This window comes from Bradyrhizobium sp. 1200_D9_N1_1, assembly GCF_052075915.1.
Taxonomy (GTDB): Bacteria; Pseudomonadota; Alphaproteobacteria; order Rhizobiales; family Xanthobacteraceae; genus Bradyrhizobium; species Bradyrhizobium diazoefficiens.
On the sequence record NZ_CP197226.1, the window covers coordinates 3,121,655 to 3,141,937 of the forward strand.

The 20,283-nt window shown below is 63.4% G+C and carries 23 protein-coding genes; 13 read left to right on the forward strand and 10 right to left on the reverse strand.

What is annotated here, in order from left to right; all coding sequences use genetic code 11:
* Positions 1 to 948, reverse strand: a complete 948-nt coding sequence (locus tag AB5K84_RS14945) for an AAA family ATPase (RefSeq protein ID WP_441232535.1) — start codon at positions 946 to 948, stop codon at positions 1 to 3.
* 147 nt (positions 949 to 1,095) lie between these two features.
* Positions 1,096 to 1,296, reverse strand: a complete 201-nt coding sequence (locus tag AB5K84_RS14950; protein WP_028174421.1) for a hypothetical protein — start codon at positions 1,294 to 1,296, stop codon at positions 1,096 to 1,098.
* Between the two features lie 223 nt (positions 1,297 to 1,519).
* Here AB5K84_RS14950 and AB5K84_RS14955 point away from each other — a divergent pair, with 223 nt between their 5' ends.
* Complete coding sequence (locus tag AB5K84_RS14955; RefSeq protein ID WP_011088878.1) at positions 1,520 to 2,494, forward strand: quinone oxidoreductase family protein; 975 nt, start codon at positions 1,520 to 1,522, stop codon at positions 2,492 to 2,494.
* 39 nt (positions 2,495 to 2,533) lie between these two features.
* Here AB5K84_RS14955 and AB5K84_RS14960 read toward each other — a convergent pair whose 3' ends face one another.
* Both AB5K84_RS14960 and AB5K84_RS14965 read right to left on the reverse strand, forming a co-directional pair.
* Positions 2,534 to 2,809: a hypothetical protein gene (locus AB5K84_RS14960; protein WP_028174422.1), complete on the reverse strand. Its 276-nt coding sequence runs from the start codon at positions 2,807 to 2,809 to the stop codon at positions 2,534 to 2,536.
* 101 nt (positions 2,810 to 2,910) lie between these two features.
* On the reverse strand, positions 2,911 to 3,519 hold the full coding sequence (locus AB5K84_RS14965) for a S24 family peptidase (protein WP_011088876.1): 609 nt from the start codon (positions 3,517 to 3,519) through the stop codon (positions 2,911 to 2,913).
* 166 nt (positions 3,520 to 3,685) lie between these two features.
* On the opposite strand from AB5K84_RS14965, the gene AB5K84_RS14970 reads away from it, so the two are divergent.
* A complete protein-coding gene (locus AB5K84_RS14970) occupies positions 3,686 to 4,213 on the forward strand; it encodes a GcrA family cell cycle regulator (RefSeq protein WP_028174423.1) in 528 nt (175 codons plus the stop codon).
* Positions 4,214 to 4,259: 46 nt separating this feature from the next.
* Positions 4,260 to 4,835, forward strand: a complete 576-nt coding sequence (locus tag AB5K84_RS14975; RefSeq protein ID WP_028174424.1) for a hypothetical protein — start codon at positions 4,260 to 4,262, stop codon at positions 4,833 to 4,835.
* Between the two features lie 50 nt (positions 4,836 to 4,885).
* On the opposite strand, the gene AB5K84_RS14980 is transcribed toward AB5K84_RS14975, so the two are convergent.
* Positions 4,886 to 5,242, reverse strand: coding sequence for a hypothetical protein (locus AB5K84_RS14980; RefSeq protein WP_028174425.1), 357 nt, complete (start codon positions 5,240 to 5,242; stop codon positions 4,886 to 4,888).
* A gap of 196 nt (positions 5,243 to 5,438) precedes the next feature.
* Between AB5K84_RS14980 and AB5K84_RS14985 the strand changes: the two genes are divergently transcribed.
* From AB5K84_RS14985 to AB5K84_RS14995, 3 genes are all read left to right on the forward strand, one after another.
* On the forward strand, positions 5,439 to 5,903 hold the full coding sequence (locus AB5K84_RS14985; protein WP_028174426.1) for a hypothetical protein: 465 nt from the start codon (positions 5,439 to 5,441) through the stop codon (positions 5,901 to 5,903).
* A 387-nt stretch (positions 5,904 to 6,290) separates the two neighbouring features.
* Complete coding sequence (locus AB5K84_RS14990) at positions 6,291 to 6,476, forward strand: hypothetical protein (RefSeq protein WP_028174427.1); 186 nt, start codon at positions 6,291 to 6,293, stop codon at positions 6,474 to 6,476.
* A gap of 138 nt (positions 6,477 to 6,614) precedes the next feature.
* Positions 6,615 to 6,956 (forward strand): phasin, encoded by a 342-nt coding sequence (locus tag AB5K84_RS14995; RefSeq protein WP_011088870.1) that lies wholly within the window; start codon positions 6,615 to 6,617, stop codon positions 6,954 to 6,956.
* A 194-nt stretch (positions 6,957 to 7,150) separates the two neighbouring features.
* Here the strand turns inward: AB5K84_RS14995 and AB5K84_RS15000 are convergent, their stop codons facing one another.
* From AB5K84_RS15000 to AB5K84_RS15010, 3 genes are all read right to left on the reverse strand, one after another.
* Positions 7,151 to 7,465, reverse strand: a complete 315-nt coding sequence (locus AB5K84_RS15000; protein ID WP_011088869.1) for a c-type cytochrome — start codon at positions 7,463 to 7,465, stop codon at positions 7,151 to 7,153.
* A gap of 277 nt (positions 7,466 to 7,742) precedes the next feature.
* Entirely contained in the window at positions 7,743 to 8,573 is an 831-nt protein-coding gene (locus tag AB5K84_RS15005) for an alpha/beta fold hydrolase (RefSeq protein ID WP_011088868.1), read from the reverse strand.
* A 152-nt stretch (positions 8,574 to 8,725) separates the two neighbouring features.
* On the reverse strand, positions 8,726 to 10,522 hold the full coding sequence (locus tag AB5K84_RS15010) for a ShlB/FhaC/HecB family hemolysin secretion/activation protein (protein WP_110116795.1): 1,797 nt from the start codon (positions 10,520 to 10,522) through the stop codon (positions 8,726 to 8,728).
* A 130-nt stretch (positions 10,523 to 10,652) separates the two neighbouring features.
* Here AB5K84_RS15010 and AB5K84_RS15015 point away from each other — a divergent pair, with 130 nt between their 5' ends.
* Positions 10,653 to 11,870 carry a FecR family protein gene (locus tag AB5K84_RS15015; protein WP_039185675.1) on the forward strand — a complete coding sequence of 406 codons (1,218 nt, stop codon included), beginning with the start codon at positions 10,653 to 10,655 and terminating at the stop codon, positions 11,868 to 11,870.
* Positions 11,871 to 11,931: 61 nt separating this feature from the next.
* Positions 11,932 to 14,670, forward strand: coding sequence for an EAL domain-containing protein (locus tag AB5K84_RS15020; RefSeq protein ID WP_162603691.1), 2,739 nt, complete (start codon positions 11,932 to 11,934; stop codon positions 14,668 to 14,670).
* Positions 14,671 to 14,697: 27 nt separating this feature from the next.
* Here the strand turns inward: AB5K84_RS15020 and AB5K84_RS15025 are convergent, their stop codons facing one another.
* Complete coding sequence (locus AB5K84_RS15025) at positions 14,698 to 14,958, reverse strand: hypothetical protein (protein WP_097532407.1); 261 nt, start codon at positions 14,956 to 14,958, stop codon at positions 14,698 to 14,700.
* A gap of 276 nt (positions 14,959 to 15,234) precedes the next feature.
* Between AB5K84_RS15025 and rocF the strand changes: the two genes are divergently transcribed.
* From rocF to AB5K84_RS15045, 4 genes are all read left to right on the forward strand, one after another.
* Complete coding sequence (rocF, locus tag AB5K84_RS15030) at positions 15,235 to 16,212, forward strand: arginase (protein ID WP_028174433.1); 978 nt, start codon at positions 15,235 to 15,237, stop codon at positions 16,210 to 16,212.
* 164 nt (positions 16,213 to 16,376) lie between these two features.
* Positions 16,377 to 17,645, forward strand: coding sequence for a sulfite dehydrogenase (gene soxC / locus AB5K84_RS15035; RefSeq protein ID WP_110116793.1), 1,269 nt, complete (start codon positions 16,377 to 16,379; stop codon positions 17,643 to 17,645).
* Positions 17,632 to 18,174: a c-type cytochrome gene (locus tag AB5K84_RS15040; protein WP_110116792.1), complete on the forward strand. Its 543-nt coding sequence runs from the start codon at positions 17,632 to 17,634 to the stop codon at positions 18,172 to 18,174. Before soxC ends, AB5K84_RS15040 begins: the two co-directional genes overlap by 14 nt.
* 114 nt (positions 18,175 to 18,288) lie before the next feature.
* Positions 18,289 to 18,573: a hypothetical protein gene (locus AB5K84_RS15045; protein WP_110116791.1), complete on the forward strand. Its 285-nt coding sequence runs from the start codon at positions 18,289 to 18,291 to the stop codon at positions 18,571 to 18,573.
* Positions 18,574 to 18,579: 6 nt separating this feature from the next.
* On the opposite strand, the gene AB5K84_RS15050 is transcribed toward AB5K84_RS15045, so the two are convergent.
* Positions 18,580 to 19,794: a mandelate racemase/muconate lactonizing enzyme family protein gene (locus AB5K84_RS15050; RefSeq protein ID WP_162603690.1), complete on the reverse strand. Its 1,215-nt coding sequence runs from the start codon at positions 19,792 to 19,794 to the stop codon at positions 18,580 to 18,582.
* A gap of 176 nt (positions 19,795 to 19,970) precedes the next feature.
* Between AB5K84_RS15050 and AB5K84_RS15055 the strand changes: the two genes are divergently transcribed.
* On the forward strand, positions 19,971 to 20,159 hold the full coding sequence (locus AB5K84_RS15055) for a hypothetical protein (protein WP_028174437.1): 189 nt from the start codon (positions 19,971 to 19,973) through the stop codon (positions 20,157 to 20,159).
* Positions 20,160 to 20,283 lie beyond the last annotated feature (124 nt).

Below are 20,283 nucleotides of genomic sequence, written 5' to 3' on the forward strand. Positions count from 1 at the left end.
TCAACCGAAGACGTTGGATCGTGCTGCCTTGGCAATGAAGGTCGTGACCTGGGGCTGGGCCGCCTCGATATCGGCTTCGTATTTCAGGAGCACGTTAAGCGTGTCCTTGACGATCTCCGTGTCGAGCTCGGAGGCCTGAAGCAGCACCAGCACGCGCGCCCAGTCGATGGTCTCGCTGACCGAGGGCAGCTTCTTCAAGTCCAGCGAGCGGATGTCGTGGATGAACCCGACCATCTGCCGGCGCAGCGTCTGCGAGATGCCGGGCACGCGGCTCTCGACGATGCGCTCCTCCAGCCGCTGCTCGGGGAAGCCGATACGCAGATGCAGGCAGCGCCGCTTCAGGGCATCGCCCAGGTCGCGCTCGCTGTTGGAGGTGAGGATCACGGTCGGTGGTGTAACGGCGGAGACGGTGCCGAGCTCGGGGATCGTGACCTGGAAGTCGGACAGGATTTCCAGCAGCAGCGATTCAAACTCGGCGTCCGACTTGTCGATCTCGTCGATCAGCAGCACGCAGCCGCCCGGCTGCTCGAGCGCCTGGAGCAGCGGCCGCGGCTCGACGAACTCCTTGGAGAAGAACACGTCGCCGAAATCGTGGAGCTGATCGAGCGCAGCGTGCAACGTCTGCGCGCCGCCGAGGACCTCGCCGAGCTTGTCCTTGAGGATCTGCGTATAGAGAAGCTGCTTGGCGTATTTCCACTCATAGAGCGCCTTGGCCTCGTCGAGGCCTTCGTAGCACTGCAGGCGGATCATCTTCATGCCGCGCCAGGCAGCGATCGCCTTGGCAAGCTCGGTCTTGCCGACGCCTGCAGGGCCCTCGACCAGGATCGGTTTCTCGATCTGCTGCGACAAATAGACGGCGGTCGCGATCTGCCGGCTGGCAATATAGCCTTGCGCGGCGAGGCCGCTCTCCACTGCCTCGATCGCGGTCGAGGGCTTCTGTTCAGCCACGAATTGGCGCTCCCAAAGGTCTTGCTTGAGGCTTGTTCTGCCTGCGTTCCGGGCAAAGAACAAGTCTCGTTTGGGAGACATCAGACCCGCGTGAACGGCGTTTTTTCCGCTTAACGCAAATACTTGAGCGGTCTGCCGATCGCGCGGTCAGTGCCGGAGCAGCGCCGGCTTCCGGATCGTCTGCCGGACCTCGGCGCCGCAATCGGCGCATTCATAGACGAAGTCGATCTTGGCAAGGCTCCAATGCGGTTCGACCTCGCGCACATACATCGGCAGGAACCCCATGCACGTGGGGCAAATCACAGGCGCGATCTCGATATCCTGATGATGCTGTACATAAGCTGGCATCTCGGCTCTCCTTCGCAGGCGACCACCAAACCCCGCGCAAAAGCTACTGCCGGTTGCCCCGGAGCCGTCATCAACTCTTTCGAACAGAGGCGGAACGGCGCGCGTTTGTCGTTTGCTGTGACATTCTTGTTACGTCTCTGTACTGTAACGGGCAGATCAAATGCCTATTTCACAGGCCGATCCGGTTCTCGGACCCTCACTGCAACGATAAGGGAGCAACCCCATGACGCATGCCATTCGCTTTCACAAGACCGGCGGGCCGGAAGTCCTGGTCTGGGAGGAGGTCAGTGTCGGCAAGCCCGGACCGGGCGAAGCGCGTATCCGCCACACCGCCGTGGGTCTCAACTTCGTCGACATCTACAACCGTTCGGGTCTTTATCCGGCGCAGCTTCCGAGCGGGCTCGGCAGCGAGGCGGCGGGCATCGTCGAGGAGATCGGCCCGGGTGTCACCGATCTGAAGCCGGGCGATCGCGTCGCCTATGGCGCCTCGCCGCTTGGCGCCTATTCCGAGGCGCGGCTGATCCCCGCCGATCGTCTGCTGAAGTTGCCTGACGGCGTCGACGACAAGACGGCGGCGGCGATGATGCTGAAGGGGCTGACGACGCAATATCTGATCCGGCAGACCTACCGGGTGAAAGCCGGCGACACGATCCTGCTCCATGCCGCGGCCGGTGGTGTTGGCCTGATCCTGAGCCAGTGGGCCAAGCATCTCGGCGCGACCGTGATCGGCACCGTCAGCAACGACGAGAAGGCAAAGCTGGCCAAGGCGCATGGCTGCGACCATGTCATCATCTACACGCGCGAGGATTTCGTGAAGCGCGTCGACGAGATCACGGGCGGCAAGAAGGTGCCGGTGGTCTACGACTCCGTCGGCAAGGATACGTTCCTGAAATCGCTGGACTGCCTCGCACCGCTCGGCGTCGCTGCGCTGTTCGGCCAGTCTTCCGGCGCGGTCGAGCCGCTCAATCTCGGCCTGCTCGCCCAGAAGGGCTCGCTCTACGTCACCCGTCCGACGCTGTTCACCTATGCCGCCAAGCGCGAGAGCCTGGTGGCGATGGCGGGCGAGTTGTTCGACGTCGTCAAGTCCGGCGCGGTCAAGATCGAGGTTCACCAGACCTATCCGCTGAAGGACGCGGCCAAGGCGCATGCCGATCTCGCCGCGCGCAAGACGACGGGATCGACCGTGCTCCTTGTGTGACGTTCTGCCGGACGCTGACGCAGACCGACCGGGCCCGCGTCACGTCCGTTCGTGCTTGCGCAGGTCGCGGGCGTGATCGAGGCGGCTTGCCTGGAGGTCGACATCTCCAGGCGGAACGTGGGGAAGGGTGGCCTCGGCCAGGATGGCCTCGGTGACGTCCTCGACCGAGTTCTCCGCGATCTCGTGGATGAACGAGATGTTCCGGTATTCACCCGAGGCCACACGGGAGATGACCTCGCGCCTCGTGATTTCAGGGTCGACGACCGCCTCGCGGCCGCGCCGCCCGTAGTCGATCATCACGACGAAATACTGCATGGAACGATCCTGCCGTGCCCCGACGGTCGGGAGCACGGCAGATTATTTCCGAAAAGCAGAATTAAGTCAAGTTCGATTTCCAAAAATCAGAAATCGGTAGCCTACTTGCCCTTCTTGCGGGGGCGCGCCGACTTGGCGCGCAGCCGTTCGAGCTGACCCTTGGGCATGGAGAGGCAGATCTCCCCGACCCAGTCGAGCTTGACGCCGACGATCGGCTTGGCGTTGAAGCTGTTGAGATTGACGACGGAAGGGGATTTGCCCCGCTCGATGGTCTTCAAATAGCGTTCGCCGGTCTTGAGCCGGACCACGGCCTCTTCGCCGTAGAAGCTCGACAGCGGATGACGCTGGTCCTTGTAGACCACGATCACGTCGCCACTCTCGTATTTGGGCAGCATCGAATCGCCCACGATCTCGAATGCAATCGTCTCTTCCATGATCGGGAACGGCAGCGCGATGTCGCCGAGCCCCTCCGGGGGAACCTGCTCATAATCCGGCTCAATCACGGCGCCGGCGCCCACGCGCCCCATGATCGGCGCGAGATTGAGCTCGAGATATTCCATGATCGGAATGATCTCCGAGGCCTTCACCAGGCGCTCGCCGCCAAGAATCTCCGAGACCGCGCCGGGGCGCACGCCCATGGCTGCCGCCAGGCCGCCCTTGCTTTTACCTGTCTTTTCCAGGCCCCGCTCGATCATCGCAACGTCCAACATGGTGATTCCCTCGATTGTCCATCGTCTCGCCTCTTGTAATCCGAAATTCGGAATTGATGCAATTATGAATATCAGAATTACGTCTTGACTCTCGATTCGGAATACCGGAATGTGTGTTTCGCCTCCCGGTCGTGCGATTGGAGGGGGTGCATCACAGGACAGCAGCATGGAACCGGGTCATTGGCCGTCGGAGCACTCCGACGCGCTTCGCGACTATTTTCTCAAGGGAATGTCTTATGCGGAGATCGGAAGACAGATTAACGCAAGGTTTGGAACGGCTTACACGCGCAGCGCAGTCGCCGGCCGCGCCAAGCGGCTCGGACTCGTTGCGCCGCAATGGGTGATGAGCCCGTCGATCGCGCCGTCTCTGCCGGGCGAGGCCGGTCTGCTCTCGCCGCGCCGGCCGGCGTTACTGAATCTGCCACCGAAGTCCGCACTGAAGCCGGCCGCGCAGGTCAAGTTGCGCTGTGTCGGCGTCCAGCCGCGCCTTGTCCAGCTGGTCGAACTTGCGAAGGCCGACTGCCGCTACCCCTATGGCGGCGACAAGGACGGGGAGGAGATCGCCTTCTGCGGCCACCCGCGCCAGCCGGGCTCCAGCTATTGCGCGCCGCATGCGCGCCTGACGCGCCGCTCCGGGGCTGCCTCCGCCCGTGTCGCGGGTCCCGTCGTGCTGAGGCTGGTCTCCGCCGCCTGAAAGTGCGCTCAGCCGTTCAATCGTCAATCTTGCAAGGAGTATCCGAGTGGGACGTGTCCGACGCAACAGATCCTACAAACTGGCACAGATCTACGACCGGCGGTCGCGCGAGGTGCCATTCAATGCGGAAGTGGCGGAAGTCGAGGTCGACAATCCGCTGGCGCTCGATCCCGGCGAGAAGATTATGGCGATCCGGTCGATCCGCAGCGATCCGCTCGGCCGTCTGCACTCGCACCACCAGATCGACGAGGCTCAATACCGCGGCGGGCGCGCCTTCCAGAACGATTGGGAGCGGGCGGAGCGGGGGCCTCAGGCCATGGACCCAACCCGCGAATATGTCGATGGCGCCCGCTCACGCGAGCCCGTCACCGAGAGCCAGCGGCAGGCGGTGCTGCGGCTGAACCGGGTCGAGCGCGAACTCGGCACCGACGGCGCCGCGCTGGTGCACGACGTGCTGGTCCTGGGTCTGACCATGGATCAGATCGGGCAGCGTCGCGCCGTCCGTACGCAGCGCTGGAACGACTATTTTGCGCGGCGGTTTCGCGAATGCCTGGACCGGCTGGCACTGATCTACGGCTTTGCGACGGAGGCCGGGACACAGCGTGCAGACCAGCGCAGATGATCGCGGTACGCCGGCGGTCTCGGCCGCCGGCGTGCCGGTCTGCCTGCTGCTTACGGATGCGGTACAATCTGGTAAGGCGTCGTGTAGGGCTCGACACGGAGCGAGGCGTTGGCCAAAAGCCCGATCCTGGCGGTCGGCGCCTGCTGCAATTCGCCGTTCGGGCCGCGATGCACGTTGTATTGCCAGACGGTGAGGTCACCCTTCTGCGCCAGCGCGTGCGCAATCGCGCTCGCATCATTGCCGCCGAGCGCCTGAAGCTCCTCCGCCGACAGTCCGACGACGATTTCGTCCTTGATGGTCACGATCTTGAACAGATTCATCTTGGTCTCCTGCGCCCATGCGCCTTGTATCGAGAGGGTGAGAAGCGCAACCGCGGCGCCCTTGATGAGATCGCAGCGAGAAAGCATGCCGTCGTCCTTTGGTGCTGACGCGCGCCCGAATCGGTTGAATCCGTCAGCCATGGCGCCCGTGATCTGCGTGGCCGTATCGCAACGCTTGGTCGTCCGATCTTGAACAGCGGTTCATCGGCAGAAACATGTCGGAAGCGATGAACCTTGAAGCGAAGAGGCGAGTCCAAGCCGAAGGCTCAAGGGGATACGTCAGATGAAATTCGCCGCAACTGTTTGCCTTCTCGTGTCTGTCGGTGCCGCAGGCGCCGCTGCGGCGGCAGATCCCTTCTACATCGGAAGCTGGACATTCACGGCTGCCGTGGTCGCGCCATGGGCCGATCCGCAACGCAAGCCCGACGACACCGAGCGGGCACGTCTGATGGGCAAGACAGTCGTCCTGAAGGCGAATGAAATCTCGGGACCGCGCCCCTTTGCCTGCGCCAAGCCGCAGTACAAGGTGACGGATTATGGCCCGGACATGATCTTCCAGGGCGCATTCGACGAGATGCGACGTGCCGACAAGAAGGCCGATCCCAAGGCGCTTGCCGCCTCGCTCGGCTTCGCTGGCGCCCCGATCCGGACTTTGGAGACCGGCTGCGAGATCGACGTTCATTTCGTCGACGATACAACCGCCGAGGTGGGACTCAACAATTACGTGTATACGCTCAAGAAGCGTTAGATCGCCTCCGTCAATGCCCATTCACGCCGGAAACAAGGCGAAATGCTGCGCAGGTTGACAGCGATCAGGGCCGTGTGCGTGACTGATGCCGCTTCTTGACGCAGGTGGGTGACGACGGTCCATATTCCTGTTATCCGGAATTGCGGTGGTGCGATGCAGACGAAGCATCGCTAGGCCGCTGGTCGGGCTTGCCGGAAGGGTTGTTTCTTGGCATAACTACAACCTGTTCGGTTGAGCCCGCCCATTCGGATATGTAGTTGAGCGTGCTAACCCGCCGGGGCCCCCTTGGCCGAAAGTTCGTCCTCACCATGGCGCCCGCTTATGGTGTTCGGCTCTCGAGTGGGACGATGTCGGATCAGGAAGGCCGATGCTGGTCATAGGTGCGAGATGAAGAACCTCAATTTCGCGGCTGAACTGCACCTCAAGCTCGGCGCGCCGGCGAGCGGCACTGTCGAAAGCCTGCGCCTGCTCCGTGCTTTTTTGAAGCTCGCGCCTCGCCAGCGTTTCGAGGTCATCAAGCTCGTTGAAGACCTCGCCACCGAAGAAGTCCTTCCCGAACACCCCCTGTCCTGAGCTGGACCGCGCATCTTACGCCTTTTCCTTGATTTTCCTGCCCGAGCCGGGCCGCCGGGGACGTTTGCCCCGGGGGCGCCGCTGGAAGGTGGTCCGGCAAGTGTGGTATTCAGCTAAGAAAAAGGGAGGAGTGCGACCATGATCGAACCGAAAATCGAAGTTCCGGCCGAACTGCGCGACCTAGCCGAAAAGACGATCGACCAGGCGGAACAGGCATTCGGCATGTTTTTCGATGCCGCCACCAAATCGATGTCATCCGTTCCGGGAGCAGGGACGGAGGTGTCAAAGCAGGCGCTCGCTTTTACCGAGCAGAACATGAAGTCGGCGTTCGAGCACGCGCGCAAGCTTGTTCATGCCACCGACCTTCAGGAAGCGATGCGAATCCAGTCCGACTTCCTGCGTAGCCAGTTCACCAGCGCCGGAGATCACATGCGCCAGATGACCGGCAGTCTCATGCAGCCGGGCAAGGGCAAATCCTGATTCCTGGTTTGTGCGCTGCGTGCCTACAAATTGATCTTGCGCAGCATTGAGATCCGCATTTCGATGCTGGTGCAGGTCCATGATGGGCCACCGAATGGTTTCTCATTCGCCGTCCATCATCCTTTCTGCTGATCCCTGTCGGTCCTCCGGCAGGGATTTGTATTTTGCGACAAGTGTCGCGATTGGCCGGCGCTCTATGGACGCAGTGATCCGATATAGGCCGCGATGTCGCCGGCTTCGGTCCTGCTCAAGGGAAAGCTCGGCATCTTCGGATGCGGGTCGAGCAGGAAGAAGGCGAGCTTCTCCGAACTGAAGTCCGGCCGGCGCGCAACGGATGCAAAGGAAGGGACGTCGGCGCTGGCTACCGCCTGGCCATTGGCCACGACATGGCAACTTGCGCACCAGCGCTTGGCGAGGTCGGCACCGTGACCGGCATCGGCGGCGAGAGCGGACGAGGAACTCGAGGCCACGGCAAGTACCAGGCAAATTCCTCTCAAATGCAGGTGCATCGGGCAACCCTCGTGCGTTCGCTTGCAGCCACTGTGCTCATCCGCAGCACGAGCCCGGAAATTGGGAGAGATCGATGCGGGCGATGATCGACCGCAGCAGCCTGCGGGTCGAACGATACAGATGCCGCACGAATCCAGGCGTCCTTGTCGCGGGCAGGCCCAGCCGTTTCGTATCAAGGCTTTCGATGTAGTGCGACACGTGCCTCTCCGAGATTGTGAGACCCTGTCTATCGTGGCCGGCCCGGAGCCGCCTTGATCTGCCGCAAGGCGTCCCCGGCTAATAGTCGCCGGGGTTCATGATCATCGGACTTTTCGTATCGGCCGGCGCGAGCGCGCTGCTGGCGCTGTCGCGCAGGAAGCGGTCGAGCGTCGCCTGGATCTTCTCCTTGACCGCGTCGGGCCCGCGATCGCTCATCTCGGTGTGCTGCGCACCGGTGTGGACGATGTCGATGCCGCGCGCCTTGGCCTCTTCCGGCGTCGGCAGCACGCCCGGGTCGGTCAGGAAATGCGGATCCTTCGAGCGGAACGACAGGATCTTCAAGTTGTCGCTGAGCACGAAAGGCACCCGAAGATTGTCGAGCGTGATCACTTTCGACACCAGCTCCGGGTGCTGATGGGCGACATACATGGACACGTCGCCGCCGTTGGAATGGCCGACGAGGGTGATGTGGTCGTAGTCGGCGTTCTCCTGCCGCCTCTTAAGTTCGCCCAGGGCGAAGAGGATGTTGGCCTCGCAGCGGATATAGACTTCACGCCGGCCGACATATTGCTGGCCGACATGGGTCATTAGTGGTGGATCGCTGGGTAGGTCCTGCTGGATGCTGGCAACGAGATAGCCGCGCGCCGCGAGCGCGTTGGCGAGGAAGGAATACTCGGTGGCCTTGACGGTATTGCCGTTGCTGATGATGGCGAGCGGCAGCTTCCAGAGACCGAGATTGGCCTTGGTCTCGTAGTCGCGCCGCACCGCGATTTCGACCGAGATCGGCCGCTGGCGCGAGGCATCGAACAGGGTCAAAAGCTCATGGCGGATCGCAAACCGGCTGACGACGAAATATTCGCCGACGCCGAGGACGCAAAGAAACGCCAGAATTGCAAACACCCTCTTCATGGTTCCGTCCCAATCGCTTTCGACTGAAAATGGTCACTGCAAGCGCCCGGATCGAGCGATCGTGAGCAGGTTACGGGATTAAATTTAGGCAAGTCTGTGCGCAAGGCCGCAAAAGGGCCGCATGCCGGGTACGCGGCATGAGGGCTTTGCAGCTAGAGGCAGCCGCTCCTGCCGCGTTCGGGGCAGAGCCGGAATGCGCTCGACAGCGTGAACAGGAAACGCGGGCTGCGGCGCTCGTTGTCCGGCGCCCGGTAGCTCAAGGGGACGGCCACGCCGAGATCGGCCTGGAGATCGTCCCACAGGAAGAACCGTGCGCCGGCTCCGGCTGATGTCAGCGACAGGCCGTCGCTCAGGCGGTAGCCGTCGTTCCAGACTGCGCCGGCGTCGCCGAAGGCGTAGAGCTGGTAGCCGGTCCAGTAGCGGAAATTGAGCTTCTGGTCGAAGCGCAACTCGAGCGAGCCGGCAAGACCGTTGTCGCCGCTGATCTCGGCTGCGCCGTAGCCCCGGCCGAAGGCCGCGCCGCCGAGATAGAACTGCTGCGAGGTGAACAGCGGCCGCGATGCAGTCTGGCTCGCCGCCGAGAGCTTGAGCGACCAGGCATCGTTGAGCGACTGGTAGCGCGTGAACCAGAGATTCAGCACCGAGAAGTTCGATGACGCACCGTCGCGCGACAACAGATCGTCGTCGAAATGCGATGCGCCGAAGACGTCGAGGCCCTGACGGTAGGTCAGCGTCGCGAAATTGGTACCGCCGAAGCGATCCTGGAGCCGATAGTCGGCGGTCAGGCTCGCGGTCCGGACATGGTCGTTGTACCAGGGACCGTAAAGGTCATGCTCGGACACGTTGCTGAAGGTCCCAGCCACGGTAAGTGTCAGTGCCGACGATTGCGACATGAAGGGCACGGTGCTTGCCCGCACCTCGAAAGCTTCGGTCGTGGTGATGTCGCTGTCGAGGCGGCGGGCGTCGCCTGGCCGGACCGCACTGTAGAGGACGGACGCGCCGAGGCGCACGCCGTCGACGCCGACGGGTGCGTCATAGGACAGCCGCGCAAAGCCGAGCTCGCGCGGGTCGTTGGCAATGGTCGACAGGTTGACCGCCAGCGTATCGCCGGGCGTGAGGTAGGAGTTGAACGCGCCGGTCGCATAGGTCTGCCAGGGGCCGACCGAGGACGAGCCGAGATTGTCCAGGCCGAACGATGTGAACACGTGCCACGTCTTCAAATAGACGGTGAGGCGGAAGCGGCCGGTCGCACCGCCGATCTCCTCCAACGCGGTATCGATGATCCGGACACCCGGCCTGCCGTTGATGAGGAAAAGCTGGCGTTCGAGCGTTGCCAGGCGCGATGGCTGCTCGGCCAGAACCGGTCCGAGCATCGGCCTCACGCCGAACTGCTCGGCGCCATCGCCTTTCAGATCGGCCTGGACAATGGCGCCCTCGATCACCTGAATCCGGACCATGCCGTCGGCGATGTCCTGCGGCGGCACGACGGCCCGGCTCAGATGGAAGCCGTCGGCGCGGTAGAGGTCGCTGATCGCGCCGGCGATCGCGGCGAGATCCGACTGCGAGACCTTCTTGCCGAGATAAGGCTGATAGACCGCGGCGATGCGGTCGCGAGAGATGGCGTGGGCGCCGCTGACCTTGAGACCGCGCAGCACGAACTGAGGCTTGGTATCGCCACCGGTGTTGGCCTGGCCGACCGTCGGTAGCTTGACCGGAGGCCGGCTCAGTGTTTCCCGCTCGGTTTGGTTTTCAAAGTATTTCTCGGGCTGGCGCGGATCAAAACCCGGCTGGTTCGCCTGTTGTGCGAATGATTGCGGACTTCCCGCAAAAAGCGGTACCAGCAACGCCAATGTGGTAGCGAAATGCCGCTTCTCAACGCGCGCAGCAAACCTCTCTCCGTAATTTGACGGAGCGATCGCCACGGGGCGGTAAGGGTTCGTTAGCCGCATGATTTTTCATAGGTTTTTATGGTCAATGAATGGTTAATGCGGCAGTTCCACTGACCTCTTCCTGCTAATCCTCTCTTGAGTGATTTCGAATACCCCTCAGGCCCGGACGTAACGCGGACTGAGGATCGTGATGCTCGGCAGAATTGGAATGCGGTGCGCCTTCGCGGCGGCGCTGATCCTGGGAATGGCTTCCGGTGCACTCGCGGCGGAGGATGGCGTCTGGTCGGTCAGCAAAGCCGCCGGCGAGGTCTGGGTCGCCACCAACGGCGCGCAGCAGGTGTCGTTGAATCAGCAGGAGGCGCTCAAGCCCGGCGATACCATTCGCACCGGACGTACCGGACGCGTGCTGCTTGTCCGCGGCGAGGAAACGATACTGATATCTCCCAACTCGGTGGTCGGCTTGCCGGCCGAGAAGAAGGAAGGTCTCTCGACCACGATCATCCAGCAGTCAGGTTCGATCCTGCTCGAGGTGGAGAAGCGTAACGTCAAGCATTTCGAGGTCGAGACGCCCTACCTCGCCGCCGTGGTCAAGGGAACGCAGTTCAGCGTCACCGTGAATGCGGGCAGCACCAGGGTCGGCGTGCTCCGCGGCCAGGTCGAAGTCTCAGACTTCAAGACGGGACAGATCGCTCAGGTCATGCCCGGACAAGCGGCCACGGCCTTTGAGCATGGCAAGCCCGGCCTCAGCCTGAGCGGCGCGGGGACGTTCAATCCGATCGAACATGGCAAGCCGCGCGCCTCGACGATCGAGCGAATTCCTGTGCCGAAATCGGGATTGTCGGCGCCGCGCAACGCGGCGAGCGGCCATGCGATCCATGCGCTGGGTCCGATCGACAAGGGGACCAAGGCGGCTGGCGGTCAGGCGCCCAAAGGCGGCGTCGTGCGCATCTCCAGCTCGCTCGGCGAGGTCAAGCTGAACGTCCACAAGGTCACGCATGGGCTCGCCCACGGTGCAATTGCGCCGGGGCACGTGCGCAACGCCAACGCCAGCACCGGTACCGAGACGGTCTGGAGCGACACGAAGGCGAGCACCACGACCACAGCCGCCAACAGCTCCACCGTAACGGCGGTCACCGTCAGCAGCAGTGTATCTGCGGCCAGTGCCACATCTTCGTCGTCAAGTGCGACGACGACCGTTGCGACCACTGCCGGGTCGACCGGCGATGTGTCCGGAGGAAGCTCTGGGAGCGGAAGCAACGGGACTGGCGCGACCAGCAATGGAAGCGGTGGCACCGGCAATAATGGCAACAACGGCAACGGGAACAGCGGGAACGGGAATAACGGCGACAACGGTAACGGCAGTCATGGCCACCACTACGGTTGGTATTGGGGCAGGGGTCATCACTAGGACCGTGTCGTCGGCATAGGGGAGCGCCTGGCGGCAGGTACCGCCGGTGCAGGGGAACAAAGTGAAACGCCATCGGCCGCATATTCTTGTCGTGATCGCGCTGGCGGTCGTGCTGTCCACGGGATGGCATGGCGCGCTGCGCAATGCGCTCACCGATCTGCGGTTTGCCTGGCAATCGCGTGCCGCAAGCGGCAATGTCGTCGTGGTGTCCATCGACGCGCCCTCGATCGACCAGATCGGGGTGTGGCCCTGGCCGCGCCGGCTCCACGCAGAGCTGTTGCACAAACTCGAAAGCGCCGGCGCGCAGGAGGTGGCTTTCGATGTCGATTTCAGCACGCCCTCGGAGCCGGCCTCCGACGAGGCGTTCGTCAAGGCGCTTCGGGAGGTCGGCGGCTCGACGATCCTGCCGTCCTTCAAGCAGCCGGCGCCGAATGGTGGCCCAGCTCACGTCAATCGCCCCCTGAAGCCGTTCAGCAACCAGTCGTGGCCGGCCGTCGTCAATGTCGCGGTCGAATCCGACGGGCTCGTTCGCCGTTATCCGGTCGGCGAGAGGCTCGGCGACGCCTTTATGCCGTCGATGGCCATCGTGCTGGCTGGGCAGGACGCCAATCGGCGATCCTCCTTCCTGATCGACTTCAGTATTCGGGCGACCTCCATTCCGCGTGTCTCCTTTGTCGACGTGCTGCATGGCGATACCGCGACACTCGACAAGCTCAGAGACAAGAAGATCATCGTCGGTGCGACCGCGCTCGAGCTGGGCGACCGGTTCAGCGTTCCGAATGGCGGCATCGTCTCGGGGCCCGTCCTCCAGGCGCTGGCGGCGGAATCGATCCTCCAGCACCGGATGCTGCGCTGGACGTCCGATGCCGGCATGATCCTCGGCCTGGGTGTGATCTGCCTGCTCATGATGTATTCGTGGCGCCGCTTCGCATCGGGATATCGCGTTGCGGTCCTCATCGCGGCCGGAGCGGCGGTCGAGCTGACCGCGGCCCTCGTGCAGGCAAGATGGCCCTTCGTCGTCGACACATCGCTATTCCACATCGCGATCATCGCTTATCTGACGGCGATCGCGCTGGACGAGATCGATTTCCGCGGTCTCCTGGGACGCATCGCCGAGAGCCGCTTTCATCGCATCGCCATGTCGCTCGGCGACGGTCTCGTCTGCACCGACGAGGATCACCGGATCACGGTCTGGAATCCCGGCGCGAGCGTGATCTTCGGCTACATGCCGGCCGAGATCATCGGCCGCCCATTCGACACGCTGTGCGCCGTGCCGACGGACGGCGACGCAAGGCCGTCCATGCGCGATGCCGCACGCCAGGCGCTCCTCGTGCCCGGCGGGGCGGTCGTCGTCGAGTTCGAGGGCCGGCGCAAGAACGGTGAAACCTTCCCCGTCGAAGCGAGCTTCTCGGGCTGGCAGGGAACGGACGGTTTCCAGTATGGAGCGATCCTGCGCGACATCTCGGTCCGCAAGCGCGAGGTCGAACGCGTCAGATATCTCGCCGAACACGACGCGCTGACGGGTCTTGCCAACCGCAACATGCTGCATGCCGGCCTTACCGGTCTGATCGCCGCGGCGGAGCGGCGGTCTTCCGACGTCGCACTGCTCGTGCTGGGGCTCGACGGCTTCCAGCAGATCAACAACATGCTTGGACATTCGGCCGGCGACCTCGTGCTGCAGTCCGTCGCCGAGCGGCTCCGGACCGAAATCGCTGGTAAGGCGGTGGTCGCCCGGCTCAGCGGCGACGAATTCGCCATCGCACTTGATTGTGCGGAGGCTGGCGAGCCGATTGTGGCGTTCGCCGAGCGGATCGCGCGCGCGTTCGAAGCGCCGCTTGTAACGGGCACACGGCAGCACCGAGTCCGGATCAGCATCGGCGTTGCCGTCTATCCCGACGGTGGACACAACGCGGACGACCTCCTGAGCAACGGCCATCTCGCGCTGAGCCGCGCCAAGGCGACGCGACGCGGCAGCCACGTGATCTTCGAGAGTGCGATCAGGCAGGAATTGCAGAACCGTCTGACGCTTGAGAGCGAACTGGCGCTTGCCGCGGATCGCGGCGAATTCGAACTGTTCTACCAGCCGCAGGTTCGCCTGGTCGACGGCGGCCTGGTCGGGGCTGAAGCGCTCATCCGTTGGCGGCATCCCGTGCGCGGCTACGTCTCCCCCGGGGAGTTCATGCCGGTGGTCAATACCTCAGCGCTGTCCGAGCGGATCGCGAACTGGGTGATGGAGACGGCCTGCCGGCAGGCGCGTGCGTGGGAATTGTCCGGCAACAGCGTGCGCGTCGCGATCAACCTCTCGCCGTCGCAGCTACAATCCGGCGATCTCGCGCATGCGGCTGCGGCCTTGCTCGGCGCAACAGGGCTGACGCCGGCGCTGCTCGAGCTCGAAGTCACCGAAGATATCCTGCTCCATGACGAGGGCCGCGTGCTCGACATGTTCAAGCGGATCCAGGAGCTCGGCGTCCGCGTCCTGTTCGATGACTTCGGCACCGGCTACGCAAGCCTGAGCTATCTGAAGAAATTTCCGCTCGACGGGCTCAAGATCGACCGGTCGTTCGTGCTCGATCTGCTCGCCGATTCCGACGATGCCGCGATCGTCAGTTCGACCATCGGCCTCAGCAAGCAACTCGGGCTCACCGTCGTGGCCGAGGGCATCGAGAACCGTGCCACGGCCGACTTCCTGGTCAGCATGGGATGCGAGGAAGGGCAGGGCTATTTCTTCGGTCGACCGATGCCCGCGGATGCGTTCGAACGGCAGTTCCTGACGCAGCCCCGATCCGTCACCGCTGCCTAGCTGACTCACGCCACGCAAGCTTCATTGCTAACGCCGGCGGGCGATGGCAACCCCGAACAGGAAGGCGACGAACAGGCTCGCGAGCGGCGCTTCACGTGTGATCGCGGCGACCGTCGCGAGCGGTTTACCCGGCTTTCGAGCTTCGTCGATGACATGCGCCAAGCGGTCGACAGCGGCGCGCAAGCCTCCCGCGACCTCGCCGATCGTGTGGGAGACGTCGGCCGCGGCGTCGATGGCGCGCTCGGCCATGCCGGGCTGGGACGGGGGCTGCGGAATTTCGGTGCTCAAATTCGTAAACTCCGCTCTGACGAGGTGAATGAGGCCGGCACCTTTGGCTATCCGCGCGAGCGCTCGTTTTGAACAGCGGGTCCGAAGACCTTTGGCTATCCGCGACAGGCGCCGTAATGTACGGCGGGTGCCGGCCTTGCAGGGGAAATGCGGCGCGCGGGATTTTGTTCCGGGACGGCTTCTCGCTCGGCGTCTTTTCTCCGGGAAATACCCGTGAAACGACGGGTACGAATCTCTGTTAGGCTGGCACGATCTTGTGGATGTCAGGAGACTGCCGTGACCGATCGGACCATGCCGGATCGAGCCCGGCGCATCGCCTTGCTCGGCGCGCCCATCGACATGGGGGCCTCGCAGCGCGGCACCCTGATGGGCCCGGCGGCGCTGCGCACCGCCGGCCTTGCGACGCTGCTCGAGAGCCTGGACTTCGAGGTCGTCGACTACGGCGATCTCACGGCGGCCGAGGTCAGGGACCTCGCAGACAGGCCGCCCGAAAAAGCCAATCATTACCGCGAAATCCAGCGCTGGACACGCGTGCTGAGCCGCAGAGGCTACGAGATCGCGAAAACCGGTGCGCTCCCGATCTTCCTTGGCGGCGATCACACGCTGTCGATGGGCTCGGTCAATGCCATGGCGCGCCATTGGCAGGAGCGCGGACGCGAGCTGTTCGTGCTCTGGCTCGATGCGCATGCCGACTACAATACGCCGGAAACGACGATCACGGCGAACATGCATGGCATGTCCGCCGCGTTTCTGTGTGGCGAGCCGGGCCTCGACGGCCTGCTCGGCGATGACCCGCGTGCGTCGATCGATCCTGACAGGCTCGATCTGTTCGGCGCGCGGTCGATCGACAAGCTCGAAAAGGAGCTGATGCGCGCACGCCGGATCAGGGTTGTCGACATGCGCCAGATCGACGAGTTCGGCGTCGCCGTGCTGATCCGCCGTGTGATCGAGCGGGTCAAGGCGAGCAATGGCGTGCTGCATGTCAGCTTCGATGTCGATTTCCTCGATCCATGCGTGGCGCCCGGGGTCGGAACCACGGTGCCGGGCGGAGCGACCTATCGCGAGGCACATCTGATCATGGAGCTGCTGCACGATTCCGGCGTGGTGGGGTCGGTCGACATCGTTGAGCTCAATCCATTCCTGGACGAACGTGGTCGAACCGCGCGGACCGCGGTCGAGCTGATCGGCAGCCTGTTCGGGCAGCAGATCACCGACCGGCCAACGCCAAGCAATGCGATCGCGCCGGGCGAGTGAATCGGGCGGCCGGCGATTGTGCGCTGCAAGGAAAGGAACTGCTGTTGTTGCCGGGCGATTTAGATCAACGCTGATCGAAATCGCCTGCTTTTGAAATAGCTGCGAATTGCAAATGCCGTCGTCAGAATGTTTGATGCGGTCTCAGCGCCAGCCGGGGGCCCGCAATGAGCAGCACGACACATGCCAACGATGATCCCGTGACGACCACTCGTCGTCGCTTCCTGACTGCCGGCTCGGCCGCGGTCGGCGGCGCCGTTCTCGGCACAAGCACTGCTGCTGCGGAGACCGACAATCTTCCGCCCAATGTTCCCGAATGGATGAAGGCACCGGGCGAGCCGACGGGAGGTCAGCTCTATGGTGCGCCATCGCCCTTCGAGAAGGGCGTCGTCAAGAACATCTCGAAGGCTCTCAAGCAATACATCTCGGCGTCCAGCCGGACGCCCTTGCAGGAGCTCGACGGCATCATTACGCCGAACGGGCTGTTCTATGAGCGGCATCATGGCGGCGTCCCGACCATTGATCCGGCGCAGCACCGGTTGATGCTCCACGGCCTTGTCGAACGGCCCCTGATCTTCACCATCGACGATCTGCGGCGCTTCCCGTCAGAGTCGCGCATCCACTTTCTCGAATGCTCCGGCAATCCCGGTTACACCAAGCCGTATGGCAAGACGGCATCGGATCTCGTCGGCCTGGTGAGCTGCGCGGAATGGACCGGCGTCAGCCTTAAGCTGGTGCTTCAGGAGGCGGGGCTGAAGCCGGAGGCCAAATGGTTGGTTGCCGAGGGGGCCGACTCGGCCGCGCTGACGCGCAGCATTCCGATCGAGAAATGCCTCGAGGACGCCATGCTGGTCTACAGCCAGAACGGCGAGCGGCTGCGACCGCAGCAAGGGTATCCGCTGCGATTGTTCCTGCCGGGCTTCGAAGGCAACATGAGCGTGAAATGGCTGCGCCGCCTGCATGTGACTGCCGAGCCCGTGTATTCGCGCGAGGAGACTTCGAAATACACCGATCTCCTGTCCGACGGCACGGCGCGGGAGTTCTCCTTCTACATGGAAGCGAAGTCGATCATCACCCGTCCCTCCGGCGGTCAGCGTCTGAGCGCGCCCGGCTTCCACGAGGTCACCGGCATCGCCTGGAGCGGGCACGGCAAGATCGCCCGCGTCGAGGTGTCCGTCGACGACGGGAGGAGCTGGCAGGACGCGCGATTGCAAGAGCCGGTGCTGACGCGTGCGCTGACACGCTTCCGTTTGCCGTGGCAATGGGACGGCAAGCCCGCGGTGATCCAGAGCCGCGCCATTGACGAGACCGGCTATGTGCAGCCGACGCTGGCCGAACTGCTCGCAGTGCGCGGCGAGAATTATTTCTACCACAACAATGCGATCTGGCCCTGGCTCATCGCGGCGGACGGCGAGGTGACCAATGCGCTGGCGTGAGATTTGCGGCATCGCATTAGCAATCATGCTGTGCACCTTTGGGAGCGTTGCGCAGGCGCAAAGCCCTTATGGCATCGGTCGGCCGGCGACGTCCGCCGAGATCGCGGGTTGGAATATCGATATCGGGCGCGACGGCAGCAATCTGCCGAACGGGAGTGGTTCAGTCAGCCGTGGCCGTGAAGTGTTCGCTCAACAATGCGCCTCGTGTCACGGCGACAAAGGCGAGGGCGGCTTGGGTGATCGGCTCGCCGGCGGGCAAGGTACGATCGGAACAGCCAGGCCCATTCGCACCGTCGGCAGCTATTGGCCTTATGCGCCGACGCTGTTTGATTATATCCGTCGCGCCATGCCGCAGAACGCGCCGCAATCGCTAAGCGATGAGGATGTCTATGCGGTTTCGGCCTATGTCCTGAACCTGAACGGGCTAGTGGGAGCGGACGCGACGCTCGACGCGAAATTGCTTGCGGCCGTGAAGATGCCGAACCGCGACAGGTTTGTCGGCGATGCGCGGCCCGACGTCAAAAAGTGAACGCGCGCGGGGGACGAGGTTCCCTGCGTTGGCTTGGAACTTGCTTCGGCGAAGGCGGAACTCGCGGGACGTCATTGAATTAACCTGCGAGAGGAAAAAAGCACGGATCCTTCGATGGCAGCTGATCGCTTCGCTCACTCCATGTCCAAGGCGGCTCGCCATCCCGGCGTGATCGCGTTGATCGTGGCCGCCTTGACGATTGCTGCGATGCTGATCGTGGATCATGGGCCGTGGAGCCGGGCCAAGACGCAGCCGGCCCATGTCGCGATGTATGCAACCACGGGCGAGGCTGCAGACGCCGCTGGCGCCAAGGTGCTTCCCACCGAACCGAAATCGCCGGTCGAGCCGGAGCGGCCGGGGCCGAAGACGTCCCCGACCGTCAATCCCGTGACGCCGTAGTCCCCGTTAGCTCTTGCGACCATAGTTGAGAAGACCGCCGTTCGTCTTCGGCGGATGCGCGCGCAGCGCTTCTTCGTTCGGCTCGGTGCCCCAGCCGGGCCGGTCCGGAATGATCAGATGGCCGTTCTGGATTTCCGGCTCATGCGTGAACAGCTCGCGGTCCCAGGACAGGCGATCGATGTCGATCTCCATGATCCGCAGGTTCGGAACGGCCGCGCAGAAATGCGCGTTCATCATCGAGCAGAGATGGCCATAGAAATTATGCGGCGCGACGTTGACCTCGAACGCTTCCGCGGCTGATGCGATCTTCATCGATTGCCAGACGCCGTTCCAGGGCGTGTCGATGATCGCGACGTCCATCGCTTGCTCATGGAAATAGGGCAGGAATTCGCGCAGGCCCAGCAGCGTCTCGCAGGACGAGATCGGATGCGGGCTCTGCCTGCGGATGTAGCCGAGCGCTTCCGGATTGAAACTGTCGATCTCGATCCAGAACATGTCGAGGTCCGCGATGGTGCGCAGGATCTTCAGGTAACCCTCGGTCTTGGCGTTGAAATTGCAATCGAGCAGGATGTCGACGTCGGGGCCCGCGCCGTCGCGGATCGCTTCCAGATGCATGCGCAGGTCGCGCAGGATCTTGCGGTCGACGTTGATCTCGGGTGTGAAAGGTGAGCCGAAGCCGGGCCGCCAGCCGGTCGGCTTGCCGTCGTCGTAGGAGAAGATGTTGGTCTTGAGCGCAGTGAACTTCTTCTCGCGCACCTCGCGGCCCATCGCCTTGACGCCGTCGAGGCTTTCGATCGGCGGCTTGTACCAGGACGGATGATTGATCCGCCACGTCGCGCAATGCGACCAGTAGACCCGGACACGGTCGCGGATCTTGCCGCCGAGCAGCTCATAGCACGGTACACCGAGGCACTTCGCCTTGGCATCGAGCAGGGCGTTCTCGATCGCCCCGAGGGCTTGGGCCACCACGCCGCCAGCGGCGGGGCGCGTAGCGGCGAACAGCTCGGCGTAGATGCGCTCATGCTGGAAGATATTCTGCCCGATGATGCGGGTGGATAGGCGCTGGATCGCCGCGCCGACGCCCGGTGAGCCAAAGCCTTCATCGAACTCGCTCCAGCCGACGATGCCGTCGTCGGTCGTCAGCTTGACGAAGTGGTAGTTTCTCCAGCCGGCATCGCAGGCAAGGATTTCGAGGCTTGTTGCTTTTGACGATTTGGTCATGTCGCTCCCTGTCGCCCAGCGGGACTTTGTTTTTCTTGTGGCCAGGTCGCAAGGCCCGGTCCTGACGGCAACTGTTAGGCCAACCATGGACCGGCGTGAAGCCCGCAGCTCTGCGGCCGAGGCTGCCTCTCGCCCCTCTTTGGCGGGGAAATGCCGTGGGATCCGGCGGGACGGCCATGATCTTTCCGGGGATCGTCGCGAAAATGCGCCGGGCGCTGACGTTTTTGGCCACAATCGGGACCGACCCTCCACCCATGAAATTTCTGGGCATGATCTCGCTTCTGGCGCTGCTCACAATCAGCGGGGCCGCTATTTCCGATCAGTTTCTGACGGCCGATCAGCACGTTGCGCAAGGGGTGAAGTAGCGCGGCGAGCGAAGGCGCTTTTGTCTTTGCAGTTGTCTTGGGGGGACAGCGATGCTTTCGATAGACCAGTTCTTGCGGCTCATCAGCGTGCCGGCCGTGTTTGCGGCCTTCATCATCGCATCGC